Annotated in this window: 24 protein-coding genes and 1 pseudogene; 11 read left to right on the top strand and 14 right to left on the bottom strand. The window is 60.9% G+C overall.

Annotated elements, in window-relative coordinates; all coding sequences use genetic code 11:
* Window positions 1-411 precede the first annotated feature (411 nt).
* The gene (locus ACG873_RS07195; protein WP_394891103.1) at window positions 412-1,833 is read right to left on the bottom strand and encodes a hypothetical protein; all 1,422 of its coding nucleotides are present in this window, start codon (window positions 1,831-1,833) and stop codon (window positions 412-414) included.
* Between the two features lie 333 nt (window positions 1,834-2,166).
* Between ACG873_RS07195 and ACG873_RS07190 the strand changes: the two genes are divergently transcribed.
* Complete coding sequence (locus ACG873_RS07190; RefSeq protein ID WP_394891102.1) at window positions 2,167-2,619, top strand: phasin; 453 nt, start codon at window positions 2,167-2,169, stop codon at window positions 2,617-2,619.
* A gap of 283 nt (window positions 2,620-2,902) precedes the next feature.
* On the opposite strand, the gene ACG873_RS07185 is transcribed toward ACG873_RS07190, so the two are convergent.
* Window positions 2,903-3,118: a hypothetical protein gene (locus ACG873_RS07185; protein WP_394891101.1), complete on the bottom strand. Its 216-nt coding sequence runs from the start codon at window positions 3,116-3,118 to the stop codon at window positions 2,903-2,905.
* A 20-nt stretch (window positions 3,119-3,138) separates the two neighbouring features.
* On the bottom strand, window positions 3,139-3,327 hold the full coding sequence (locus ACG873_RS07180; protein ID WP_394891100.1) for a hypothetical protein: 189 nt from the start codon (window positions 3,325-3,327) through the stop codon (window positions 3,139-3,141).
* 390 nt (window positions 3,328-3,717) lie between these two features.
* Between ACG873_RS07180 and ACG873_RS07175 the strand changes: the two genes are divergently transcribed.
* The 3 genes from ACG873_RS07175 to ACG873_RS07165 all read left to right on the top strand — a co-directional run bounded on the left by ACG873_RS07175 (window position 3,718) and on the right by ACG873_RS07165 (window position 4,556).
* Window positions 3,718-3,981, top strand: a complete 264-nt coding sequence (locus tag ACG873_RS07175) for a hypothetical protein (RefSeq protein ID WP_394891099.1) — start codon at window positions 3,718-3,720, stop codon at window positions 3,979-3,981.
* Between the two features lie 50 nt (window positions 3,982-4,031).
* On the top strand, window positions 4,032-4,295 hold the full coding sequence (locus ACG873_RS07170) for a hypothetical protein (protein ID WP_394891098.1): 264 nt from the start codon (window positions 4,032-4,034) through the stop codon (window positions 4,293-4,295).
* Between the two features lie 102 nt (window positions 4,296-4,397).
* Entirely contained in the window at window positions 4,398-4,556 is a 159-nt protein-coding gene (locus tag ACG873_RS07165) for a hypothetical protein (protein WP_394890999.1), read from the top strand.
* On the opposite strand, the gene ACG873_RS07160 is transcribed toward ACG873_RS07165, so the two are convergent.
* The 5 genes from ACG873_RS07160 to ACG873_RS07140 form a co-directional block, all read right to left on the bottom strand.
* Window positions 4,557-4,733 (bottom strand): hypothetical protein, encoded by a 177-nt coding sequence (locus tag ACG873_RS07160; RefSeq protein ID WP_394891097.1) that lies wholly within the window; start codon window positions 4,731-4,733, stop codon window positions 4,557-4,559.
* A gap of 9 nt (window positions 4,734-4,742) precedes the next feature.
* The gene (locus ACG873_RS07155; RefSeq protein WP_394891096.1) at window positions 4,743-4,961 is read right to left on the bottom strand and encodes a hypothetical protein; all 219 of its coding nucleotides are present in this window, start codon (window positions 4,959-4,961) and stop codon (window positions 4,743-4,745) included.
* A 179-nt stretch (window positions 4,962-5,140) separates the two neighbouring features.
* Complete coding sequence (locus ACG873_RS07150; protein WP_394891095.1) at window positions 5,141-6,292, bottom strand: AAA family ATPase; 1,152 nt, start codon at window positions 6,290-6,292, stop codon at window positions 5,141-5,143.
* The gene (locus ACG873_RS07145) at window positions 6,292-7,170 is read right to left on the bottom strand and encodes a DUF7146 domain-containing protein (protein WP_394891094.1); all 879 of its coding nucleotides are present in this window, start codon (window positions 7,168-7,170) and stop codon (window positions 6,292-6,294) included. Before ACG873_RS07145 ends, ACG873_RS07150 begins: the two co-directional genes overlap by 1 nt.
* Window positions 7,151-7,474 carry a hypothetical protein gene (locus ACG873_RS07140; RefSeq protein ID WP_394891093.1) on the bottom strand — a complete coding sequence of 108 codons (324 nt, stop codon included), beginning with the start codon at window positions 7,472-7,474 and terminating at the stop codon, window positions 7,151-7,153. Before ACG873_RS07140 ends, ACG873_RS07145 begins: the two co-directional genes overlap by 20 nt.
* 715 nt (window positions 7,475-8,189) lie before the next feature.
* On the opposite strand from ACG873_RS07140, the gene ACG873_RS07135 reads away from it, so the two are divergent.
* Window positions 8,190-8,510 carry a hypothetical protein gene (locus ACG873_RS07135; protein WP_394891092.1) on the top strand — a complete coding sequence of 107 codons (321 nt, stop codon included), beginning with the start codon at window positions 8,190-8,192 and terminating at the stop codon, window positions 8,508-8,510.
* A 198-nt stretch (window positions 8,511-8,708) separates the two neighbouring features.
* Window positions 8,709-9,569, top strand: coding sequence for an endo alpha-1,4 polygalactosaminidase (locus ACG873_RS07130; RefSeq protein ID WP_394891091.1), 861 nt, complete (start codon window positions 8,709-8,711; stop codon window positions 9,567-9,569).
* 39 nt (window positions 9,570-9,608) lie between these two features.
* Here the strand turns inward: ACG873_RS07130 and ACG873_RS07125 are convergent, their stop codons facing one another.
* Complete coding sequence (locus tag ACG873_RS07125; RefSeq protein WP_394893388.1) at window positions 9,609-10,859, bottom strand: glycoside hydrolase family 5 protein; 1,251 nt, start codon at window positions 10,857-10,859, stop codon at window positions 9,609-9,611.
* Window positions 10,860-11,154: 295 nt separating this feature from the next.
* Here ACG873_RS07125 and ACG873_RS07120 point away from each other — a divergent pair, with 295 nt between their 5' ends.
* Window positions 11,155-11,955: a class I SAM-dependent methyltransferase gene (locus tag ACG873_RS07120; RefSeq protein WP_394891090.1), complete on the top strand. Its 801-nt coding sequence runs from the start codon at window positions 11,155-11,157 to the stop codon at window positions 11,953-11,955.
* Between the two features lie 144 nt (window positions 11,956-12,099).
* Here ACG873_RS07120 and ACG873_RS07115 read toward each other — a convergent pair whose 3' ends face one another.
* The 4 genes and pseudogenes from ACG873_RS07115 to ACG873_RS07100 all read right to left on the bottom strand — a co-directional run bounded on the left by ACG873_RS07115 (window position 12,100) and on the right by ACG873_RS07100 (window position 15,387).
* The gene (locus ACG873_RS07115; protein ID WP_394893387.1) at window positions 12,100-12,579 is read right to left on the bottom strand and encodes a GGDEF domain-containing protein; all 480 of its coding nucleotides are present in this window, start codon (window positions 12,577-12,579) and stop codon (window positions 12,100-12,102) included.
* A 392-nt stretch (window positions 12,580-12,971) separates the two neighbouring features.
* Window positions 12,972-13,674 (bottom strand): annotated as a pseudogene (gene hdaA / locus ACG873_RS07110) (DnaA regulatory inactivator HdaA).
* 5 nt (window positions 13,675-13,679) lie between these two features.
* Window positions 13,680-14,858 (bottom strand): AI-2E family transporter, encoded by a 1,179-nt coding sequence (locus tag ACG873_RS07105; RefSeq protein ID WP_394891089.1) that lies wholly within the window; start codon window positions 14,856-14,858, stop codon window positions 13,680-13,682.
* The gene (locus tag ACG873_RS07100) at window positions 14,830-15,387 is read right to left on the bottom strand and encodes a CDP-alcohol phosphatidyltransferase family protein (protein ID WP_394891088.1); all 558 of its coding nucleotides are present in this window, start codon (window positions 15,385-15,387) and stop codon (window positions 14,830-14,832) included. Before ACG873_RS07100 ends, ACG873_RS07105 begins: the two co-directional genes overlap by 29 nt.
* 186 nt (window positions 15,388-15,573) lie before the next feature.
* Here ACG873_RS07100 and purM point away from each other — a divergent pair, with 186 nt between their 5' ends.
* From purM to ACG873_RS07080, 4 genes are read left to right on the top strand one after another with little or no spacing between them, the layout of a single operon-like run.
* Complete coding sequence (gene purM, locus ACG873_RS07095) at window positions 15,574-16,638, top strand: phosphoribosylformylglycinamidine cyclo-ligase (protein ID WP_394891087.1); 1,065 nt, start codon at window positions 15,574-15,576, stop codon at window positions 16,636-16,638.
* On the top strand, window positions 16,635-17,348 hold the full coding sequence (gene purN, locus ACG873_RS07090; protein WP_394891086.1) for a phosphoribosylglycinamide formyltransferase: 714 nt from the start codon (window positions 16,635-16,637) through the stop codon (window positions 17,346-17,348). Before purM ends, purN begins: the two co-directional genes overlap by 4 nt.
* Before the next feature lie 28 nt (window positions 17,349-17,376).
* A complete protein-coding gene (locus tag ACG873_RS07085; RefSeq protein ID WP_394891085.1) occupies window positions 17,377-17,889 on the top strand; it encodes a SixA phosphatase family protein in 513 nt (170 codons plus the stop codon).
* Between the two features lie 54 nt (window positions 17,890-17,943).
* A complete protein-coding gene (locus ACG873_RS07080) occupies window positions 17,944-18,465 on the top strand; it encodes a hypothetical protein (RefSeq protein WP_394891084.1) in 522 nt (173 codons plus the stop codon).
* A 16-nt stretch (window positions 18,466-18,481) separates the two neighbouring features.
* On the opposite strand, the gene ACG873_RS07075 is transcribed toward ACG873_RS07080, so the two are convergent.
* Window positions 18,482-20,590, bottom strand: coding sequence for a molybdopterin-containing oxidoreductase family protein (locus tag ACG873_RS07075; protein WP_394891083.1), 2,109 nt, complete (start codon window positions 20,588-20,590; stop codon window positions 18,482-18,484).
* Window positions 20,591-20,611 lie beyond the last annotated feature (21 nt).

Below are 20,611 nucleotides of genomic sequence, written 5' to 3'. Positions count from 1 at the left end.
ATCAGCAGGTCTACGACATGTTCTGGAGATAGATTAGGCGACTTGCCGGGGGCGCCAGAAGGCAGCGAGCCGCCGTCTGTAAGTACCCGCGCCACAGCGCGCACACGTTTCTTAGGAAAACCGCATCGCGCGGCAAGCGCGTGAACGGCCTGGACGGTCGTGGTCATTTCAATTCCTTTGATTTTCGAAGTTGGTTGGTTTGCAGAACAAAAAAACGTTATCCCGCCGACGCGGAGTGCGTCGGGCGGGATCGATCGACCACGCTGCCGGCAGCGGCCGCATGGGATGACGGAATTAGGAAAGGTTGCGGCGCCGTGGACAAACAGCGCCGCTAATGCCGCTCCCTGCTCGGGGAAGCAGCGGCGGCAAATAGAACTCTTTCTCTTGCTCTATACGCTCCGGCGCGGCGCTTTACCTGACATTGCTGCCGAAGATTTCTGAAAATACCTTCAGCGCCTTATTTATCGCGGCGATTCCACCCTTCTCGGCGTAGCTGTCTCTATACCCGCGCGATAGGCCAATCTGCTTCGCCGTTGCGTCAGTACAAGCCATGTCGAGGACTTCCGCGTGCTCGCCTATAGCCTTCCGCAGGCACTCGAAATCAGCGCATCGCGCCAACTCGACCGCCGACCGATGTGCGCCGAAGTCCGGTTCGCTCGTGCCACCCTTTGCCGTGCCAATCATTCGCGACACACCGCCAACAAATTCCCATCCAGTTTTTAATACGGTCGGGCAGCGCTCCCCGTGGGGGATACCAGCAAGGCGGCGGGCTTCACTGAAGTCCACAACGCAATCAAGATTGACACCGCACTCGGCGTAGCGGCGCTGCAGCATTTTATGCGCCTTGGCTGCATCTGGCCTTCGCTTGAACGTGGGCGCCTCGCCAGGCATCACGTATTTCGGTTCGTCTGGCCATTCTCCGCGTAGGGCCAGATATGACCAAATCTGCGCATCAGTTCTGCCCTTGGGCTGCTTATCTTCACCTTTGGCTGCGCGCTTCTGCTCGACGGGGCGAAGCACCTTGCCGCTCTTGGTCATGCCGAACTCGACAAGATGGCCGGCCGGATTGAACCGCAGGTCGCCGAGCGCGAAGCCGCCATTCCGTTTCCCTTCTGGCGCGACGGCCGAATGGGTTTCCCTGGCAACCTTGCCGTGCTCTTTACCGGCCAGCCGGCCGTCAGGTCGTTCGTACAGAGATACAAACCGGCCCGCAGGCTCGCTCCGTTCCCGTCCAACCTTCGTCCAGCCAATTGCGGCGGCAATCTCACCGATGCTCGGGCGGATGTCTTCGCGCTTGTCCTCTTCGATAATCGCATGCTCCGGGTCGTTATCGTTTTCCGCCACCGGCCGGGGCGGTTGAGATAGCTCCGCCCACGTTGCCAGCAGCTTTGCGCTATTCGGCGACTCCAGCCGCTCAAGACGCTCGATTGTCGGCCACGACAGGACAGGTTTCGCCTTCCTCCTGATGGTATCCGACCATGCGCGATAGGAGTGCATGTCGGGGAAGTCGGCAGCCTTCACAGGCAGGCTAGTGGGCAATGTCGCGACCGGCTCCGGATTGTCATTGACAGGCAATCGCGGAGGAGGCGACCAGACGCCGCCATCCGTGTATCGGCGGGGGTATTTGGCGTTGTCGTTGGCGGCCTCGCGTGGCGCCCTTGGCTTGCGGACGACCGGCGTCAGCCTTTCGGGCTTACGCGGTGACCAGTTCAACCAGAAGTCTGCCGTTTCCGGTGTTGACGGTTTCCCAGGATTGGCAGGCCACGCCGGGCGATTGTCATTAGCCGCGCACAAGGTGGCGGCCGGCAGCGAGCCGGCAGTGGTGATTGTCATTTTTGAAGTTCCCCGAGTGGATGAATCGCCGTGTCCGCGGCTGCTCAGTCTGTCCGGCCGGGCCGGGGCTATCCGCGTGACCGCGTTGTTATTGGCGCGCCGAAGCGCAGAAAAACGTATAGGCGAATTCGCCTAGAAAGTCAAGATGTGGGAGTTTTATAGAGGCTCTGGCACTACATGTAGAAAAAAATTCAGCAATAGGTTTACGTTGGGGAAGAAAGTTTATGGTGCAATGCACAATAATGTTGCAATGCACCGCACTTTCCGTTACGGCAGCATCATAAATGAACGAGACGGCTTTTGTGAAAGGCTGTCCACCAAAAAGGATGGAATATGTCCAAGACCGCTGACACCATTGAAAACACCGCATTCCCCACCTTCGACGCGTCGAAGACTGCCGACCAGTTCCGCGCTGTCGCCGAAAAGGGCGTCGAGCAGTCGAAAGAAGCCTATGCAAAATTTGCCTCGGGCACCGAGACGACCCAGAAGGCTCTGCAGTCGAGCTTCGAAACCGCCAAGACTGTCGGCAACGAACTGTCGCTGAATATGATCGCCGCCTTGCGCGCCAATGCCGAAGCCGGCTTCTCGCACCTCGAAGCGCTGGTTGCCGTGAAGTCGCCGTCCGAGTTCATCGAACTGCAGACTGCCTTCTTCCGCAAGCAGGTTGAAAAGACCGTCGAGCAGGCCAAGGAATTTCAGACCGTGACGACCAAGGCCGCCGACGACGTGTCCAAGCCGATCAAGGACGTCTTCGAGAAGGCGATGAAGGATCTCAAGATCGCCTGACACGTTCACGGCCAGCACTCCTCCCGCTGGCCACACATAGTAGGAAAAAGACCGGCACATCATCCCGCCGGTCTTTTTTTGTTTTTTGCTGTCAAGCTACCCTTGGCAATAGGAAGCGATGGCAAGGCTGCGAGAGATCCGTTGAGGTTTGAGAGCGGCCGGGCAGAATCTGGATCCCAGCCCATCAAAAATATTCTGAAAACCTGCGGCGTCGCGCGTGCGTTCCCTGAGCGGTCCTGCGGCTGAGGGGCACCAGAGATGAAGGCACCCCCTACCGCGTCTGCTAAGGCCTGGCCTCTCGCAGTCGAGCGAGAGCGCGTGTCACCTTGGCGACGTCATCATCCGTATCTCCCGAATTGTCGGCGGTACTGCTCGATGCGGCGCGCTGGAGATCGCGGGCCTGGGATTCAATAACCAGAAGTCTCTCTATTTTTTCTTCGTTCGAGAGAGCCGTGTCAGCGACAATCTCGTCGATTTGCGAGGAATAGAAATTGGGCATGTTGCCTCCTCCCCTCCGGGTCACCCTTTAGCCTTATAGTTCTCCACCTCTTCCCGAATCTTTGCCCAGTCGTTCCCGTGGCGCTGAAGTAGGGCTTTTGCCTGATTTGGCGACAGGTCCATGGTTTCGGTCAGGTGTTGCACTTCCAACTCTTGGCCCTTTGCAAGCCTGGTGCGCTTGGTGCGTTTCTTGGTTGCTTCCTTATCCATAGCGAACGTCCTCCCCTTGGTGCATGCCTAAACGGACGCCTAACTGCGAAGTTCCTGGCGAGTCCGGGAACCATCGCGGCGACGTCCGTGTTGGGCGGGAAATGGGAGTGAGCCAATGATCCGGCTGTTTGTTCTCGCTGTATTGGCCTATGCTGCATATATCGTCTATCAGACTGAACGCCGGCAGGCAGCTACGCCTCCTCCGCCGAAACGCCGCAAACCGCGGCCGGCCAGAAAGAGAGCGACAGACGGAGGCGGCAACCGGCAGCAAGGCCGTAGAAATAGACTTCCACTGTGAATACACGCTTTGCACACCGTCCACCTTGGGCGGCGGAACCATTACCTGCTGCCCGCCGTTGCGCGTGATCACCCATTTCGGAGCGCAGCACCATGGCCGACAACAACACCGACGACGATGATACTGATGGACTTCGGCGCGAACTGGCCAATCTAAGGGCAGTGCTAGCCGAACGTCGAGACGATATGATCGCCGCCGCTTCGCGTGCAACCGAAGCGGTTGTCACGCCCGTCAGGGAGAACCCCGGCGCGGTCGGGTCCGCTTTCGTCCTTGGCGGGATTCTCGGTTTGCTTGTCGGGCTGGCTCTCGGCCAATCGGAAGAACGCTCAAGGCACTGGTATGATCGGTATCGGTGAGCCGGAGCGGCGCCTTGCCTTCTCCAGCGCCGGGCGCGTAAGCTATTATTATGCAGGACAAGAGCAATCCCACCGTTATCGTGTCTGCGCTTTGCAGCCGCGTCACGGGCGGCGGCATCTCCGTCGATATCCAAATTTACCGCTTGGAGCACGAAACCGCTTGGACCCTTGAAGTAGTGGACCACGAGGGCGCCTCGACTGTTTTTGACGATAAATTTGAAACCGATCAGGCGGCGCTCGACGCCGCAATGCGAGTCATTGAAGACGAGGGTATCAGTACCTTTGTTGAGGATCGATCGGGAACGCTGCACTAACGGGAAACAACCGACTGCTTTGATTTAGGCATTGCTAACATTGCACGAGTTTTGATTGTCACTCGTTAACGTCCGTGTGGCAGCCTGTTCGAAGTTAAACGGGTGGCCGCCACGGCGATGACAAAGCCTTCTCAACACCATTTCAATTTCGACGGTCCAATGGCCAAAGAAAATCCATCCCTCGCGACGCGGGCAATGGACTTCTTTTTCCCCGCCGTGTTGGGGGTTCTCGGCATTGCGGTCGGATACTTTTTCTTCTGATTATGCGGACAGCCGGTTGGCCAGCCGCTCGTTGTCATTGTCCGGCCGCAGGTCCGGCCGCTCGCGATAGAACTCCTTCCACGAAAGGCGCCGCCCACGGTAGGGCCGGGCGGATTCGCTGGCTGGCTCGCGGCCCGTGGTGCGCTGGTAGGCGTCGATAGGTGCGGGGTTGGTCATTGCGGATCCTCATGCTGATGGCCGGCGCGGGCGCCATGGTTCCGGAATTTGGATGTAGTCGGCCAGCGCCAGGCATTCGAGCGAACTGCCTGGCAGCGCAACGACGTATGACGGCTCGCCGTCCTTGATCGTCACACCGATCACCCGGCACGGTGTCCATTTTGACGTGCCGTCTGTGGCGAAGATTTCATGTTGAGCGTCGAAGGGCTCGATTGCGAATGCGGTCATTTGTGTTGGATGCTTTCATGGTGTTCTCCTCTGGTTTCTTTTTCTGTGGGCCGTGACGGACAAGACGGACAATTCCCTATATCTCCGTCCTGTCCGTCCGGTCTTTTTCAACCGGACAAGACGGACAAGTACTTGGTTGGGGACTTGTCCGTCCGGCTGTCGTCATATTTGCGCATTTCCTAAGTGTCCGGTTCGCTTGACCTGCCAAACCAGACCGCGCCTTCGACGCCGTAGTCTCCCTTCACGATCCATTCCTTGCGCAACCAGTAATCCAGCGAACGATTGAACGCCTTGAGCTTGCTGTCGGCCAGTCCCGTCTTTCGCGCATAGAAAGTCTCGCGCAGGGCAGTGATGTCTACGGCCTTGACGCGCGGACCATCTGGACCGAATGGCGTCAGGTAAGTCGTGGAGTCCAACAGGGCGGTACGGACAATCCCCTCCAGAAGGCGAGCATTATCAGGCGTCCTCCGCTCTTTCGGTTCGTCACTAACTGGCGTGTCGTCGGCAATCATCTGCTCCACAACTGCAGCGGTTACGTCGCCAACTTCAGCTGACGTATAGCGAACGCGCCCGATGTTCATGTGGCCTGGTCCGCTTCGGTTCTTGCCGACATAGATCGTGAACCAGCCGCCTTCACCTTCCAGCAAGACAAGCTCCAGCGCCGCGACGGCTTCGAGCGTTTCGCCTTTGGTCGCCTTGTTGTTTTCGCGGTTCGTATGATTCAGAACCGCGACCACAACGCCCTCACTTTCTGCCACTTCACGCAAGGCGTTGAGCGCGGGAGAGGTCGTTTTGTCCTCCAGCACTGACACACCGCCAAGCGCAGCGCGCAAGGTGTCGACCACAAGCAGGACGTGGCGGTCGGGATCCAGTGCCTTCGCCTGCCGAATGATTTCCCGCGCAGTCACCTTCGCCCGGTCGGGCTTGGTGAGTGGCATTCCTTCCGGTGACTTCACGATCTTGATGCGCTCGTTGTCCATAGCCTCAAGCCGATTGGCAATGTCGCCGCCGTCTTCGGCTGCCACATAGGCAATCGTTGTTGGTTTGGTGTCACGGCCAAGGAACGGCTCGCCCGCGTCCAGTGCGCCCGCTATGGCAAGCATTAGGGCCGTCTTGCCCGCGCCTGGTCTGCCGCCGATGGCGATAAGAGTTCCGGTGCGGACAAGCCCCTTGATAAGGGAGTCGGCCGTCCCGCCGTCCTGTGCCTTGAATTCGGAATAGGAAAGAAGGCGGATGCCGATATTGTCGTTCGCCGCCACCGGCAGCGGAGATAGAATAAACGGCTTGCCCGGCTCGCTCGTGGTGACTTTGAGTTTCGGAATGGCGGTCATTATGCGGCTTCCTTCACGAGGTCCGCGAAGTCCGCGCCTGGCTCAATTGGTTCTGCAATCGTGACTTCGCGTCCAGCCTCATGCCAGCGGCGCCCGCAATCATTTGCGGCCTCAATGCCGGTCCTGTCGCTATCGGCAAAGATGGTCAGCGCCTCTATGCCGCCAAGCACGGGGAAGTCGCGCATGGTGCCAGCTGACAGGCACGCCCACACGGGTGCGTAGCCAGTTGCCAAGGCGGTCTCGATGCCTTCCGCAATGCCGAGGCCTTCGGCGACGTCCGCGTCGTCTGTGAGTTTGACGCAAGCACCGGCGGCAACGCCCAGCATCATTTTGCCGGGAGCGGCCTTGCCGGTCCCGTCGGGCAGGAGCGCGGTTCTATGAATGCCGCGCGGTACGTTTGTCACGATATCGACCATAAGACCGAGCATGGCCGGGTGGCGTTCTTGCCGGAAAGGGCAAGAAGCATGAAACCGCAAAGCGGTGCCGGAATAGGCGAGTCCGCGGTTCGCAAGATAGGCGGCAGCAAGCGTGCCCTCGATCGGCACGGCCTCACGCCAGAAGCCGAGCGCGCGTTCGGTGCGCCGTGCCTCGTCAAGAGCGTCTGCTAGGAGCGCAGCCGTGCTGAACGTCGGGCGGTTGTCGTTGCCCGCTTGCGGTTCGAAACGGCCAAAGCCGAGCAACGCCCGAACGTGGTCCTTGCATTCGCGCCAGTCGTCGCAGGCAAAACTGTGAACGGCAAAGCTGCCGTCATCGCTAAACGTGACACTTAAAGAGCGGTCCCTCTTTCCGTGGCCTGGGCCAGGGCAAAGGATCCGATTGCGGCCAGAAATATTCCCGCCAAGGGCGCGGGCGGCAGATTTAATGTTGAAGGCGGTCATGCGGCGAAAGCTCCTTCAGCGCGGCGAGAGCGGCGCGGGCGATTTCTTTGACAAGGTTCGGTGAGAACGTTGCGACGCGGGTGCCGTGGGCGTTTGGGCTGTAAACCGAATAGCCACCGGCACTGCGGGCGGTAAGGCGAAGGTCGAACAATCGGCATTCGTCGGTAAGCGCGAGATCAAACCGCGCGACCGTCCTACCGGAACCGCCAGGCGGCTCCGGATGGATATGCAGGATCTGCATTAACTGCTCCAGATTTTGGGTGGGGATGGTTAGGCGATCTCGAAAAATCTCTATGAGATTCAATGAGACGATTTCGGAAGGTTAGTAGAACTAACCCTTTGTTTTAATTGCCAGCTTTCAATCCTGTCGGGATCGCCATTTTTCAATGACTTAGCGGGCGCGCAAGGCGAAAGTTCCAACTTCGCACGGAGCGAGCTCCAACTTTTTGTTTCCGGTTTCCCTAAATCCCGCCACGAGACCTGGTGCTCGCAACCAGGTTTTCACCTTCGCGCCCCGATGGCCGCACAACAAGAAGCTGGGGATCACGAGCTGCGCAATCATCACCGCGCCCGCAGTCGACCCACGAGCCATATCCACGACCGCATGCCTGTCATTCTCGACCAGGCTCCCTACGACGCATGGCTCGATCGATCTACGACGGCCCAAAGCCCGTGCTTTCGCAGAACTCAACAGCAGCCCTCTGGCGACCAACGTCGACACGATCACCGACTTCGCGCCCGGCCAGGACACCATTCGGCTGGAGATCAACATCTTTCAACACTTTGCCGATGAAGGAGCGATGTCGGAATTCGCGTTCAAGGATTGAGCACCGGCGATCGATAGCAACGACCGCATCCTCTACGACGCGACTACCGGCAACCTCTTCTACGATCGAGACGGGTCCGGCGCAGATCACGACCCTATCCGCTTTGCGGTAATCGAAAATCACGCTGAACCGAACGCAGACGACTTCGCAATCATTTAGCTGGTCACCCGGCTGGGCTGCCGGGACACCTTCGTGTTCAACACGACTCTGGGGCCGGGCAACATCGACACGATCGGCGACTTCAATGTGAATGATGACACCGTGGCTCTGGCGAGCAACATTTTTGGACAGGCACGTGGCAGCGGCGTCGACGGTCTGGGCACGTTGCTGGCGAACGAATTTCGTGCCAACGCAACCGGCCAGGCCGAGGATGCCGATGACCGCATCATCTACGAGACTGACAGCGGTCGGATCTTCTACGACTTCAACGGAAACGCGGCCGGCGGGAATTACCTGTTCGCAACGACGTTCACTGGCCTGGCGTTCACCAACTCTGATTTTGTGCTGATTTAACAACCGGACACCCGGCCGCTAGATGCTGGTATTTAGCGGGCTGTCGATCCGCATCGACACCACGCCATCCTTTGCGAGGGCGGTTGAAAGGCAAAAAGCCCGACCCGGCGACATGGGTAACAGTTCTCCTTGAGACATAGGTGACAAGCTCGTGCCGCTTGCTTGACCGACCTGTAGCCTGCGGCGACGCTTTGGCGCATGCTGGTCTCATTTGGCGCCGTGTATTTCGGGGACGCCTGCATGCATGCCGCTCAGCTTCAAATCCGACTTCTGGTGCTGGCGCTGTGCATGGCGGCGGGCGATGTTCGAGCGCAGGACAAATCGGCCGCGGCGCCTCCCAGGGCCAATGCTCCGTATGATACGCAGCTTGGCGGCGCCTATCCGCCGGCCGAAGGCGTTGAAATCGTCAGCCGCGACCGTGGCGACCCGCCTGCCGACGGCGCCTATTCGATCTGCTACCTGAACGCATTCCAGACGCAGGCCGAGGATTCGAGCTGGTGGAAAGAGAACCACCCCGACCTGCTGCTCGCCGCCGGATCCGGAGGCTATTTCGAGGATCCGAACTGGCCGGGCGAAATCCTGCTCGACACATCCACCGACGAGAAGCGCGCGGGCATATTGTCGGTGATCGGCCGCTGGATCGACGAATGCGCCGAAAATGGGTTCCGGGCAATCGAGCCGGACAATCTGGACACATGGACCCGGTCGGACGGAAAGCTCAAGGCCGCGAGCAACATACTGATGGCGGCGATGATCGTCGAGCGGGCGCATTCAAGAGGGCTGGCGGCGGCGCAGAAGAATGCCAGCGAACTCGGGCCCGTAGGCAAATCCGTGATCGGCTTCGATTTCGCGATCGCTGAATCCTGCCAGGTCCATGACGAGTGCGACAACTACATTTCCGTCTATGGCGACCACGTTATTGAGATCGAATATCCCGACGCCGAGCGGGATCATTTCGCCGAGGCATGCGCGGCGCGCGGGGACAAAATCTCGATCGTACTGCGCGACCACGACCTCTCGTCGCCGGACAACCCTGATTACCGATACAGGACGTGCTGAACGCTTCCAACGCTACCGCCAGCGCGGAAATGGCTGTTCTCATTCGCCAAGTTGTTTGATCACTTCCAGAACATCCTTCTCAGCTTTCCGTCCGTCGAATTCTTCGACGATGCCGAAAGCCCCGCCATATCCCCAAAGCGACCACGCGAACCCGTGCTTTTCGGCAAGCCGGATCATGTCGCGCGCATAGGCGGCCCGCCATTGCGGGGGCATAATGGCAGGATTTCGGTATTCCTGGCGGATCATGCCGAACTCGCTGAGTATGATATCGCCTGGTTCAATGCCGTTTTTCTGCGCCCATTCCGCCACCACGCGAAATGGCGCGCCCATCTCCGCTTCCAACTCCTCCTGGGTATCGACCAATGCGATTTGTTCTTCGAGATAGGCGAGCATGCCCGGGCGGCGCGTCAAGGGAGCGTCGCTGCCAATCTTTTGACGCGCGTTCTCGACGCCTTCGGCGAACTCCTCTGGAAAGGCATAGGGCGGATAGGGAATGCCGGTCACATAACGGATGAAATCGCCAGCCCATTGTGCCCCCTGCGTTGTAAGGATGAATGGCGCGTAGGAGTGAAATCCCCAAAGGATATTGTCATCCCAGATCGCTTTTGGATCGATAGCGGCAAGGCCTTCCGCGCTACTCCAGCAGGCGCCCGTGAGCACTAACGTCAATCGCGGTGCGGAACTGCGGGCAGCCGCAAAGAGCCGGGTCAGCTTGTCGCGCCACTGATCGGCCTCTTCCCCTTCGCAGCCGATAACCGGCTCGTTCATGAGTTCGAAGGCAACACGCTCGGGATCCTGGCCTGAAAGTGTGCGACCCATCTCACGAACGAGGTCGAGATAACGCTCGAACAGCACTTCGTCCCGCAAGAGCTCCTCGGCTCCGGCAAAACGATCAGCCCCGAGCGGGATCGGATGCAGGTCCACGATGGCTTTCAAGCCGGCGGTATCGGCAAGCTGTACCGCCTCCAGAACCGAGGCGAGCAGGCGCGGTTTCAGCGCTGCCGATTGCGACGACAAGAACGGCAGCGGGTCGACCGGTATGCGAACGAAGTCAAAGCCCGTGCCCTTCAATACGGCCAGTTCATCGAGACCGACGGTTCGCCGCCATTCGGGGTAAGGAAGGAGCACGTCCTCTTTCGACCATTCCGCTTCATCCGGCCAGGTGACCCAGAGGTCGAGATTGATTCCGCGTTTGGCCGAGAAACTGGCCGCTTCCAGCGGCGACAAGGAAAGGAGCAGGGCTGCCCCGACCAGAACCAAAAGCTTCCTGAAGTAAGTGGCTTTTATCATCGAGCGCCTCCAAATGTCATCGCCGGACTTCTTTTGGTTAGCGCTATGGCGGCTGCCGATAGCGTTGCGCTCAACCTTTTTCAAGTCGGTTGAATTGTTGGTCATCAACGTTCGTTTTCTACGATAGCCGAGGCGAATTAACCGTGCTTCAATTGACCGGGAGCCTCCTCCTTGAGCTACCGCCATGACGGCGTATAAGAACTGAACTAACGAACCATAACAATTTCAACTCGCATTTTCCGAACGCGGCAGTTGCTTATTTCTGGCGACAAGCAATGGGCAGGAGCTGGATAACATGACGGTGGTTGACCGGTGGCGACCAGAGACGGCGGCAGGCGGATTTACTCGGGACGATGAGGACATAGCGTTCTACACACATATCAACGCCCTTGTGCGCCCAGATATGGTAGTGGTCGATTTGGGAGCTGGACGGGGGTCCCGCTTCGATGGCGGAAGCGCTCCATTTCGCAAATCGTTTTGCAATTTTCAGGGCCGCGTCAGGAAGGTCATCGGACTAGACGTCGATCCGGTTGTCATGGAGCATCCACATCTTGACGAAGCTCACGTGATCGAGGCGGGCGGCAGCCTGCCGCTGGCAGACAGCAGCGTCGATGTCATCTTCTGTGAATGGGTGGTCGAGCATGTCGAACATCCCAAGGAATTTGCACGGGAGGTCCAGAGGGTTCTCAAGCCCGGCGGGTGGTTCTGCGCGCTCACGCCAAATCGTTTTGGCTATGTCGGCATCTCCAACAAGGTCGTGCCGGAAGCGTTCAAGGACCGCCTGATGCGGCGTGTCTGGCCAGAGCGGCCGCAGGAGGACGTGTTTCCAACATTCTATCGCATGAACACTTTGGGCAGCGTCCGGCGCGCATTGGGCGAAGAAAACTGGACGCACCACGGGTACACTTCCAATGGCACTCCAAGATATCACGGAGGGACGGCAGTCGGGTTTGCCCTCGTCTCGCTTCTGCAATGGTCCATGCCGCCTGCCATGCGCACGAACCTACTCGTGTTCTCGCAAAAGCGGCCTCAGCCGACGGGTGCGCACGCATTTTCGCTGGACGCCGTTCGGAGAAGCTCGCAGCTAACCCACTAATGACGCGATACTGCGGCTCGATGTGCACGATGATCGCCGAGCGGCGCACGCCTGCGCGGCGCGGCGATCGCATTTGTATCGTGTTGCGCGACCGCGGCCTCTCGTCACCGGACGACCCGGATTATCTCCACAAGACGTGCTGAGCTACGCCACTGCCGGCACGGCGTAGTCGAATGCGACGCGATTGCGGCCGAGCCGCTTGGCTTCGTAGAGGCAGCGGTCAGCCTGGCGCAGCACGTCGGCAATTTTGGTCCGGTCCATCGCCGCTCCGCCGATGCTGACGGTGAGGCCGGGCGCCTCCGAAGCATCTGGATGCCAGGGGATACACTGCACCTGCCGCCGGATGAGGTCGGCCATTTGCATGCCCTCATCGAGGCCAACGGAGACGAGCAGGATGCCGAACTCCTCCCCGCCGATCCTGCCGACGAAATCCTTCCGCCGCACCGCATATTGGAGCGCCTTGGCTATCTTCATCAGCGCCTCGTCGCCCTTTGGATGGCCGTGGCGGTCGTTGATCCGCTTGAAATGGTCGGCATCGACGATCAGCACGACGTGGCTGTCGTTGCGCTCACGATGCTGTTCGAGCTGGTGCAGAAAGCCCTCGCGGTTGAGCAGCCCCGTCATGTGGTCGTGACGCGCGTTGAAGGCCAGGCGCTCATGCGCCTTGTTCAGATCGAGGTGCGCCTTCTCAAGCTTCGCATGGGCTGCCTGCAAGTCCTCGCCCTGGGAGAAGACGTACCAGCCGATCGGCGTTCCGATGACAACCGGGATCACCAGGCATTCGACCCAGCTCAGCCAGTCGATCGGCATGCCCGCCGCCCACCGCACGGAAAAGGAAATGAAATAGGTCGCCGCCACTGCAATGGCGGTGACAATCGAGATCCTGCTGAGAATGCGTTTTGTCCGCTGATCCATGCCCGGGATATTAGGCGCGCGGCATGAAATACCGTTTATCGAATTTCGTAAATTTTTAGCCGCCGATTCGAATGGCGCGGCGTTATGAGCTTCTACGGGGTCTAGACTTCGAACTCGGCCTGGCCGCGGTCGATGGCGCTGATCGCTTCGGCGGCCAGGCTGCGCGTGATACGGGTCTTCTGCTCGAGCCGCGGCGCGGTCCAGTCTGTCGACGATGCGTATAGCGGTCGACAGGGAGCGTTCGATGCGCCGGACAAGGAACTGCACCACATTGGCGTCGACCTCGATCTGCCGGTCGGCGAAGAGCTTGGTGATGACGCCGGCCAGGAGTAAATCGTCCGGTTCATGGATTTCTACTGTGGCGGCGGCCTTGAGCCTGGACATGAGGTCGGGAAGCGCCACGCCCCAGGCCGAGGGAAAGCGCCGCGCCGTCAGGAGCACGTGCGTGCCGGCGGCGCGCGCGGCGTTGATCAGGTGAAACAGCCCCTGCTCGTCAAGCCCGCCGCGATCGGCGTCGTCGATGAGCGCCGGCCGGCCCACATCCAGCCCGGAGACTTCGCCCTCGATCCGTCGGGGATCGAGCGTCGCCGCGCCGGACATTTCCCGCCAGATCGAAGCCAGATGCGATTTTCCTGAGCCGGCGGGGCCGGCCAGCACGACTGCCGTCGCCGGCCAGTCCGGCCAGCGGTCGATCAGCGCCACGGCCTGCCTGTTGGCCTCCGAAACCACGAGGTCGTCACGCGAATAGGCGGTGGAATGACCGAGATCGAGCGGCAACTGGCGCGGTCTTTCGGGTTCGCGCATCGCCGTCACGTTTCGCCTTCGGAACTCGCCGGCTTGGTCAGCCGGACCGCCTTGGCCTTCACTGGCTGTTCCGCATGGCCCTTGTAGAGGGGCGATTCGAGATAGCGCGAGATGGCGAAGCGCACCAGCACCGCCACTGCCGCAGCCGCCGGCACCGCGATCAGCAAGCCGACGAAGCCGAACAACGCGCCGAACGCGAACAAGGCAAACATCAGCCAGACGGGATGCAGGCCTACGCTTTTCCCGACAAGCCGCGGCTGCAGGATGTTGCCCTCGATGAACTGGCCGGCGAAGAACACGCCGGCCACCGCCAGCACCATGGTCCAGTCCGGCCAGAACTGCACGAAGGCGAGCCCGACCGAGAGCACGAGCCCGACCAGCGAACCGACATAGGGAATGAAGCTGATCAGCCCCGCAAACAGGCCGATGAGGATGCCGAAGCTCAGACCGGTCAGCGTCAGCCCGAAAGCATACATGGCGCCCAGAATGAGGCAGAGTGTGCCCTGCCCGCGCACGAAGCCCGCCGTCGCGGTATTGATGTCCGTCGCGATCTGGCGCACCGTCTCGACATGGTCGCGCGGCACCCAGCTGTCGACCGTCGCCACCATGCGGTCCCAGTCGAGCAGCATGTAGAACGCCACGACCGGCGTGACGATGAACAGCCCTGCGATACTGAATATGGCGACGCCTGAGTTCCAGATCGACTGGAACACCGTCGTGACCAGGCCCATACCCGAAGTCAGCAGCGAATTCAGGCCCTCCTGCAGGCTGCCCGCATCCAGTCCGAACCGCTGTTCCAGCCAGTTCGGGTCGTAAGAGGTGATCAGCGCCTGGAACCGGCTCAGATATTCCGGTAGCTTGACGATGAAATCGGAAAGCTGCGAGGCGAGCACCGGGATCAATATCACCAGCGCGAGCACCAGCACGATGAGGAAAGCGATCAAGATGATGATTGTCGCCATGACTCGCGACAGACCGAGCCGCTGTAGCCGGTCGGCGACCGGATCGAGGAAATAGGCGAGCACCATCCCGGCCACGAAGGGCAGCAAGATGTCGCTGAACAGATAGACGAAGATGGCAAGTATGACGGCGGTGACGATCCAGAAACGGATCTGCCGGCGGAACGCTGCGGAGGCAGCGTCCTGGAGCGTCACGTCAACCGTCTGGAGTTTTGCTTTCGCCATAGCCGCTCATATGCCTCAGCCAGGCCACGAGATAGGCTGCGGCCGAAGCTACGGTCAAGAGCCCGGACAGGAATATCAGGCCCGTGCGGAGCGGGCCGAATGTCGATGCGAACGCAAGTTCGGCAAGCACCACCGCCGCAAGTACGATCTGGACAAGCGTATTGGCCTTGGAAACCATCAGCGGCTTCATCGCCACCGGCTTGCCCATGATCGTCGACAAGAGCACGGCGCTCACGATCAGCGCGTCGCGCGACACCGCCGTCACGACAAGCCAGAGCGGCAGCTCGCCCATGAAGCCAAGAACGACGAAAACACAGACAAGCAGAAGCTTGTCGGCCATCGGATCCATATAGGCGCCAAGTTCCGAGCGCTGGTTGAAATGACGGGCCACGAAGCCGTCGACGCCGTCGGAAATGCCCGCGATCAGGAATCCGGCGAAAGCCCAGTCCATGCGGCCGGACAGCAGCGCGTAGACGACGCCCGGAACGAGGACGAAGCGGAGGACGGTGATCATGTTGGCTACGGTCACGGCATCTCCATATTCCAGGCCGACCTTCCTGTTACATGGTCGAGACGAACATGTGCCGCAAGGCGCAAGGGCGCAAGGTTTGTTTTCGACGCTTTCGATGGGCCAGCGCTTGTCGAGCCTCTTCTTGCGAGCCGGTGCGGTTCATGCGAAGAGCGCCATGATAGCGGCCGCAGCCAGGGAAGCGAAATGGGCGAACGGAAAAACGGGCTGACCTACGCCGAGGCTGGCGTCGACATCGACGCGGGCAACGCGATGGTGGAAAAAATCAAGCCGCTGGTCCGCTCGACGAGGCGTCCCGGCGCGGATGGCGAGATCGGCGGCTTCGGCGGCCTGTTCGATCTCAAGGCCGCCGGCTTCTCCGATCCCATACTGGTCGCGGCCAATGACGGCGTCGGCACCAAGCTCAGGATCGCGATCGAAGCCGGCAAGCACGACACGATCGGCATCGACCTCGTCGCGATGTGCGTCAACGACATCGTCGTCCAGGGCGCCGAGCCGCTGTTCTTCCTTGATTATTTCGCCACCGGCAAGCTCGATCCCGACCAGGGCGCGTCGATCGTCGCGGGCATTGCCGAAGGCTGCCGTCAGGCCGGCTGCGCGCTGATCGGCGGCGAGACCGCGGAAATGCCCGGAATGTATCACGGCAACGACTACGACCTCGCCGGCTTCGCCGTCGGCGCCGCCGAGCGCGGCCAGCTCCTGCCCACTGACGACATTGTCGAAGGCGACGTTCTGCTCGGCCTCGCCTCCTCCGGACTGCATTCCAACGGTTTTTCGCTGGTCCGGCGCATCGTCGCCGCTAGCGGCGTCGGCTGGTCGGACGCCGCGCCCTTCGCCGATGAAGGCACCTTGGCCGAAGCACTGCTCGAACCCACCCGCATCTATGTGAAATCGGTGCTCAAGGCGATCCGGGGCACTCATGGCATCAAGGCGCTGGCGCACATCACTGGCGGCGGCTTCCCCGAAAACATCCCGCGCGTGCTGCCGAAGGATTTTTCCGCCGAACTCGATCTCGAGGCGATCGACGTGCCGCCGGTCTTCGGATGGCTCGCCAAGATGGGCGGCGTCGCGCCTGCCGAGATGATGCGCACCTTCAATTGTGGCGTCGGCATGATCCTCGTCGTCGCCTCGGGCCAAGCCGCGCAGGTCGCGGCCGTACTTCAGGAGGCTGGCGAAACCGTATCGCCGATCGGCCGCATCGTGCCGCGCCGCGACGCCGGCGTCATCTATCGGGGAGCGATCGCGCTATGAGCGTCAGCCGTAAACGCACCGTCATCATGATTTCCGGGCGCGGCTCCAACATGGCGTCGCTGATCGAAGCAGCATCCGAGCGGAGCTTCCCGGCAGAGATCGTCGGCATCATCTCGGACAAGGCGGACGCGCGAGGACTGCACATAGCCGCAGCCAAGGGCCTGCCCGCACGCGTCATCGCCAAAGGCGATTTTTCCAGCAAGGAAGCTCATGACGCGGCCATCGACGATGCGCTGTCGACCTTCGAGGCAGAGATAGTCTGCCTCGCCGGCTATATGCGGCTTTTGACCGCCGGTTTCGTAGAAAAATGGCAGAGCCGGATGCTCAACATCCACCCTGCCCTGCTTCCCGCTTTCCGGGGGCTCGACACACATGCGCGCGCGCTGGAAGCCGGCATGCGCATCCATGGCTGCACGGTCCATTTCGTCACGGCGGAAACCGATTCCGGCCCGATCATCGCGCAGGCAGCAGTGCCGGTGCTTCTCGACGACACGGAAGCTACACTTGCCGCCCGCGTGCTCAAGGCCGAGCACCATCTCTATCCGCTCGCCCTGCGCATGGTCGCGCTCGGTATGGCGCGGATGGAAGGTGGCCGCACTGTCTTTGCCGATACCGAGCTGGTCGAGCAAAGCGCCGGCGGCTTCCTGTCGTCGCCAAGCGCCGTCCGCGATGCCGTCGACCTGGAGCAGCTCGCGCGCTTCACTCCGTGACACGGCCCGTCAACCGCGAACCGGGTTCATGAAACTGCTTCTGCTGCGCCATGGCAAGTCGAGCTGGGACGATCCGGCCCTCGCGGATTTCGACCGGCCGCTCGCACCGCGCGGACGCAAAGCTGCTGAGCGCATGGGGCGAGAACTTGCCGCCCGTAACTGGCTGCCGCAACTGGCGCTGGTGTCGCCGGCCGTGCGCACGCGCGATACGTGGGAGCTGGTCGCCGCTGCATTGTCCGGCTCCGTGTCGGCCGATTTCCCCTACAGTCTCTACGACGCTACAGCGGAGGATGTGCTGTCCGAAGTTCAACGAACGCCGAATGCGGTGAAAATGCTACTCATCCTCGGTCACAATCCGGGTCTGGAAGACCTCGCCAGACAGCTTGCTGGCGACAACTCCGAGAAAAAGGCCTTGCAGCAGCTTCGCGAAAAATTCCCGACCGCCGCGCTCGCCCGCTTTGATTTCGACGGCAAATGGCCAGAACTTGGCTTCGGCCGTGCGCGGCTCACCCATTGTCTACGGCCGAAAGACCTGGGCTGACGGTCGGAAGGGGCGTACTTCCCAGATGGAATAATAGGTCGAGGGACGATTCTCATGATTGAATCGGCAAAAAGGCAAGAGAAGCATGGTGCCCATACAGGTGATCACGGTGCCGACGATCCCCGTCTGGCTTTCATTTATCAGGAGGCAGTTCGAGGTCTCTCGCACCAACAGAACGTCGTGGAGAGCCTGAACACAAGAGCCGGAAATCTGATCTTTGCGACCGCGTTCGCGAGTTCATTGCTTGGCGGCCGAGCGTTGGCCGATGGCCTTGGAGTATGGGACTGGGTCGCCGTGACTTTGCTGTTCGGCATCGGAGCGCTCATCGTCTTCGTAGTCTGGCCCTACTACAACTACACGTTTCGCTTCGATCCCGAGGAGTTGCTTCGCCGGTATATCGACGGCGACGCGTCCACAACCATGTCTACGATGCACCGAGAGCTTGCTCTTCGTATCAAAGCGGACATGACCAATAACTGGCGAATTATACAGCGGCTGCGCGTGGCGCTACAACTCGCGCTGGTCCTGCTGCTGCTCAATCTCCTTGCCTGGCTCCTTGCAATAGCGGGCGTCTGAGGGCCCGCAGGTCGGGTCACATCGCCGCCCGCACCCACACCTTGTTGTCGTGGAACGCCGCGCCGCCATAGGGCGCCGGGGCATCGGCGCCGGTCAGCACGTTAATGCCCTCGCCGCGCTCATGCGCATCGTTCGGCCAGATGCCCTCGGCGATCACCACACCGCGTTTCATCCCGTCGAAAAGTTTTGCGTGCAGCACCACTTCGCCACGTGAATTGCCGATCTCGACGCGGTCGCCCCCGGCTATCGCCAGATCGGCCGCATCTTCGGGATGGATCAGCAGTTCCGGCCGGCCTTCGCGCGCCTTCGAAACAGGCGTCTCGGTGAAGGTCGAGTTCAAGAAATTGCGCGCCGGCGAAGTCGCCAGCCGGAACGGGTGCGCCTCGTCGGCAACCTCGATCAGTTCGACATGGTCGGGGAATTCCGGCAGCCGCTCATACGGGCCGAAGATGCCCATGCTCTTGGGCGGACGATTGGGTGCGGCCTGCGCGGTCCAGTCGGGCTTGAAGCGGAACTTTCCGTCGTGGTGGCCGAAACCCTTGAGAAAATGCGCGTCCTCGAATTCCGGCTGCAGGTCGGCCCAGCGCTGCTCCCGGAAGGTGTCGAAGCTGCCCAGCCCCTTCTTCTCGATCATGATCTCGATGTGCTCGCGCTCCGTCATGCCGAAGCCCGGCAGATGCGACACGCCCAGTCGCTTGCCCAGCTCCTCGATCACGAAATGGTTCGTGCGCGGCCCTTCCGGCGGGTCGATCAGCTTCGGCCCCAGCGTGATGTGCTGGTTGCCGCCGCCCTTGTAGATATCGTCATGCTCCATGAACATGGTTGCAGGCAGCACGACATCGGCGAGCTTCGCCGTGTCGGTCATGAACTGCTCGTGCACGCAGGTAAAAAGGTCGTCGCGCAGAAAACCCCGCTTCACCAGGCGCTGCTCGGGCGCCACATTGGCCGGGTTGGTGTTCTGGATCAACATCGCCGTGACTGGCGGGCCGCCATAGAGCGCGTCCTCGTGCCCCATCATCACCGGGCCAATACGCGAATGGTCGAGATAGCGGATTTTCGGGTCGCGCAGGCGCGTTCCCTCGTGGAGCTCGCCATTGAGCTTGAGAACGCCCGAATTGGAATGGAAGGCGCCGCCGCCCTCATACCGCCAGCACCCCGTCACCGACGCGATCGACATCGCCGCGTGCATGTTCACCGAGCCGTTGCGCTGGCGCGAAAACCCGTAGCCTAAGCGGAAGAAGGTGCGCTTCGTCGTACCGACCAGCCGGGCGAAAGCCTCGATCTCGGTCACCGAAAGCCCGGTGATCGCGGCCGCCCATTCCGGCGTGCGGGTCGCCAGATGAGCCTCCAGCCCCTTCGGATCATCCGTGTACTTCTCGAGGTAGTCGCGGTCGGCCAGCCCATCGCGGAACAGCACGTGCATGACCGCGCAGGCAAGCGCGCCGTCTGTGCCGGGCTTCAGCACCAGCCCCATGTCGGCCTGCTTCATCGTCGCGTTCTCGTAGACGTCGATGACGACGATCTTCGCCCCGCGCTCCTTGCGCGCCTTGACGGCATGGGTCATCACGTTGACCTGGGTGACAACCGCGTTGGTGCCCCAGATCACGACGCAATCCGACTTCGCCATCTCGCGCGGATCGGGCCCGCGCAGCGCGCCCGCTCCCATCATCCAGCCGGTCCAAGCCAGATTCGTACAGATCGAGCCGAAAAAGCCGGAATATTTCTTGGCGTGGCGCAGCCGTTCTATGCCGTCGCGCTGCACCAGCCCCATGGTGCCGGCGTAGAAATACGGCCAGACCGTCTCCGAGCCGTTCTTTTCCTCCGCGGCGATGAACTTTTCTGCCACGAGATCGAGCGCGGCCTCCCAGCTCGCCTCCTTCCAGGCGCCCTCGCCCTTGGCGCCGGCGCGGACCAGCGGCTTCAGCAGCCGGTCCGGGTGGTGGATGCGGTCGGCATAGCGCGCCACCTTGGCGCAGATCACGCCGGCCGTGTAGGTGTTGTCCTTGGCGCCATGCACCCGGCCTATGCGGTTGCTGTCGAGGATTTCCACGTCGAGCGCGCAGGTCGACGGGCAGTCGTGCGGGCAGGCCGAATGGCCGATTTTGATCTTGGCGTGCTGGTTCATGGGAGAGAACCTACAGGCATT

The organism is Allomesorhizobium aridi (genome assembly GCF_043769475.1).
Taxonomy (GTDB): Bacteria; Pseudomonadota; Alphaproteobacteria; order Rhizobiales; family Rhizobiaceae; genus Allomesorhizobium.
This window is presented reverse-complemented; position numbering and strand designations above follow the sequence as displayed.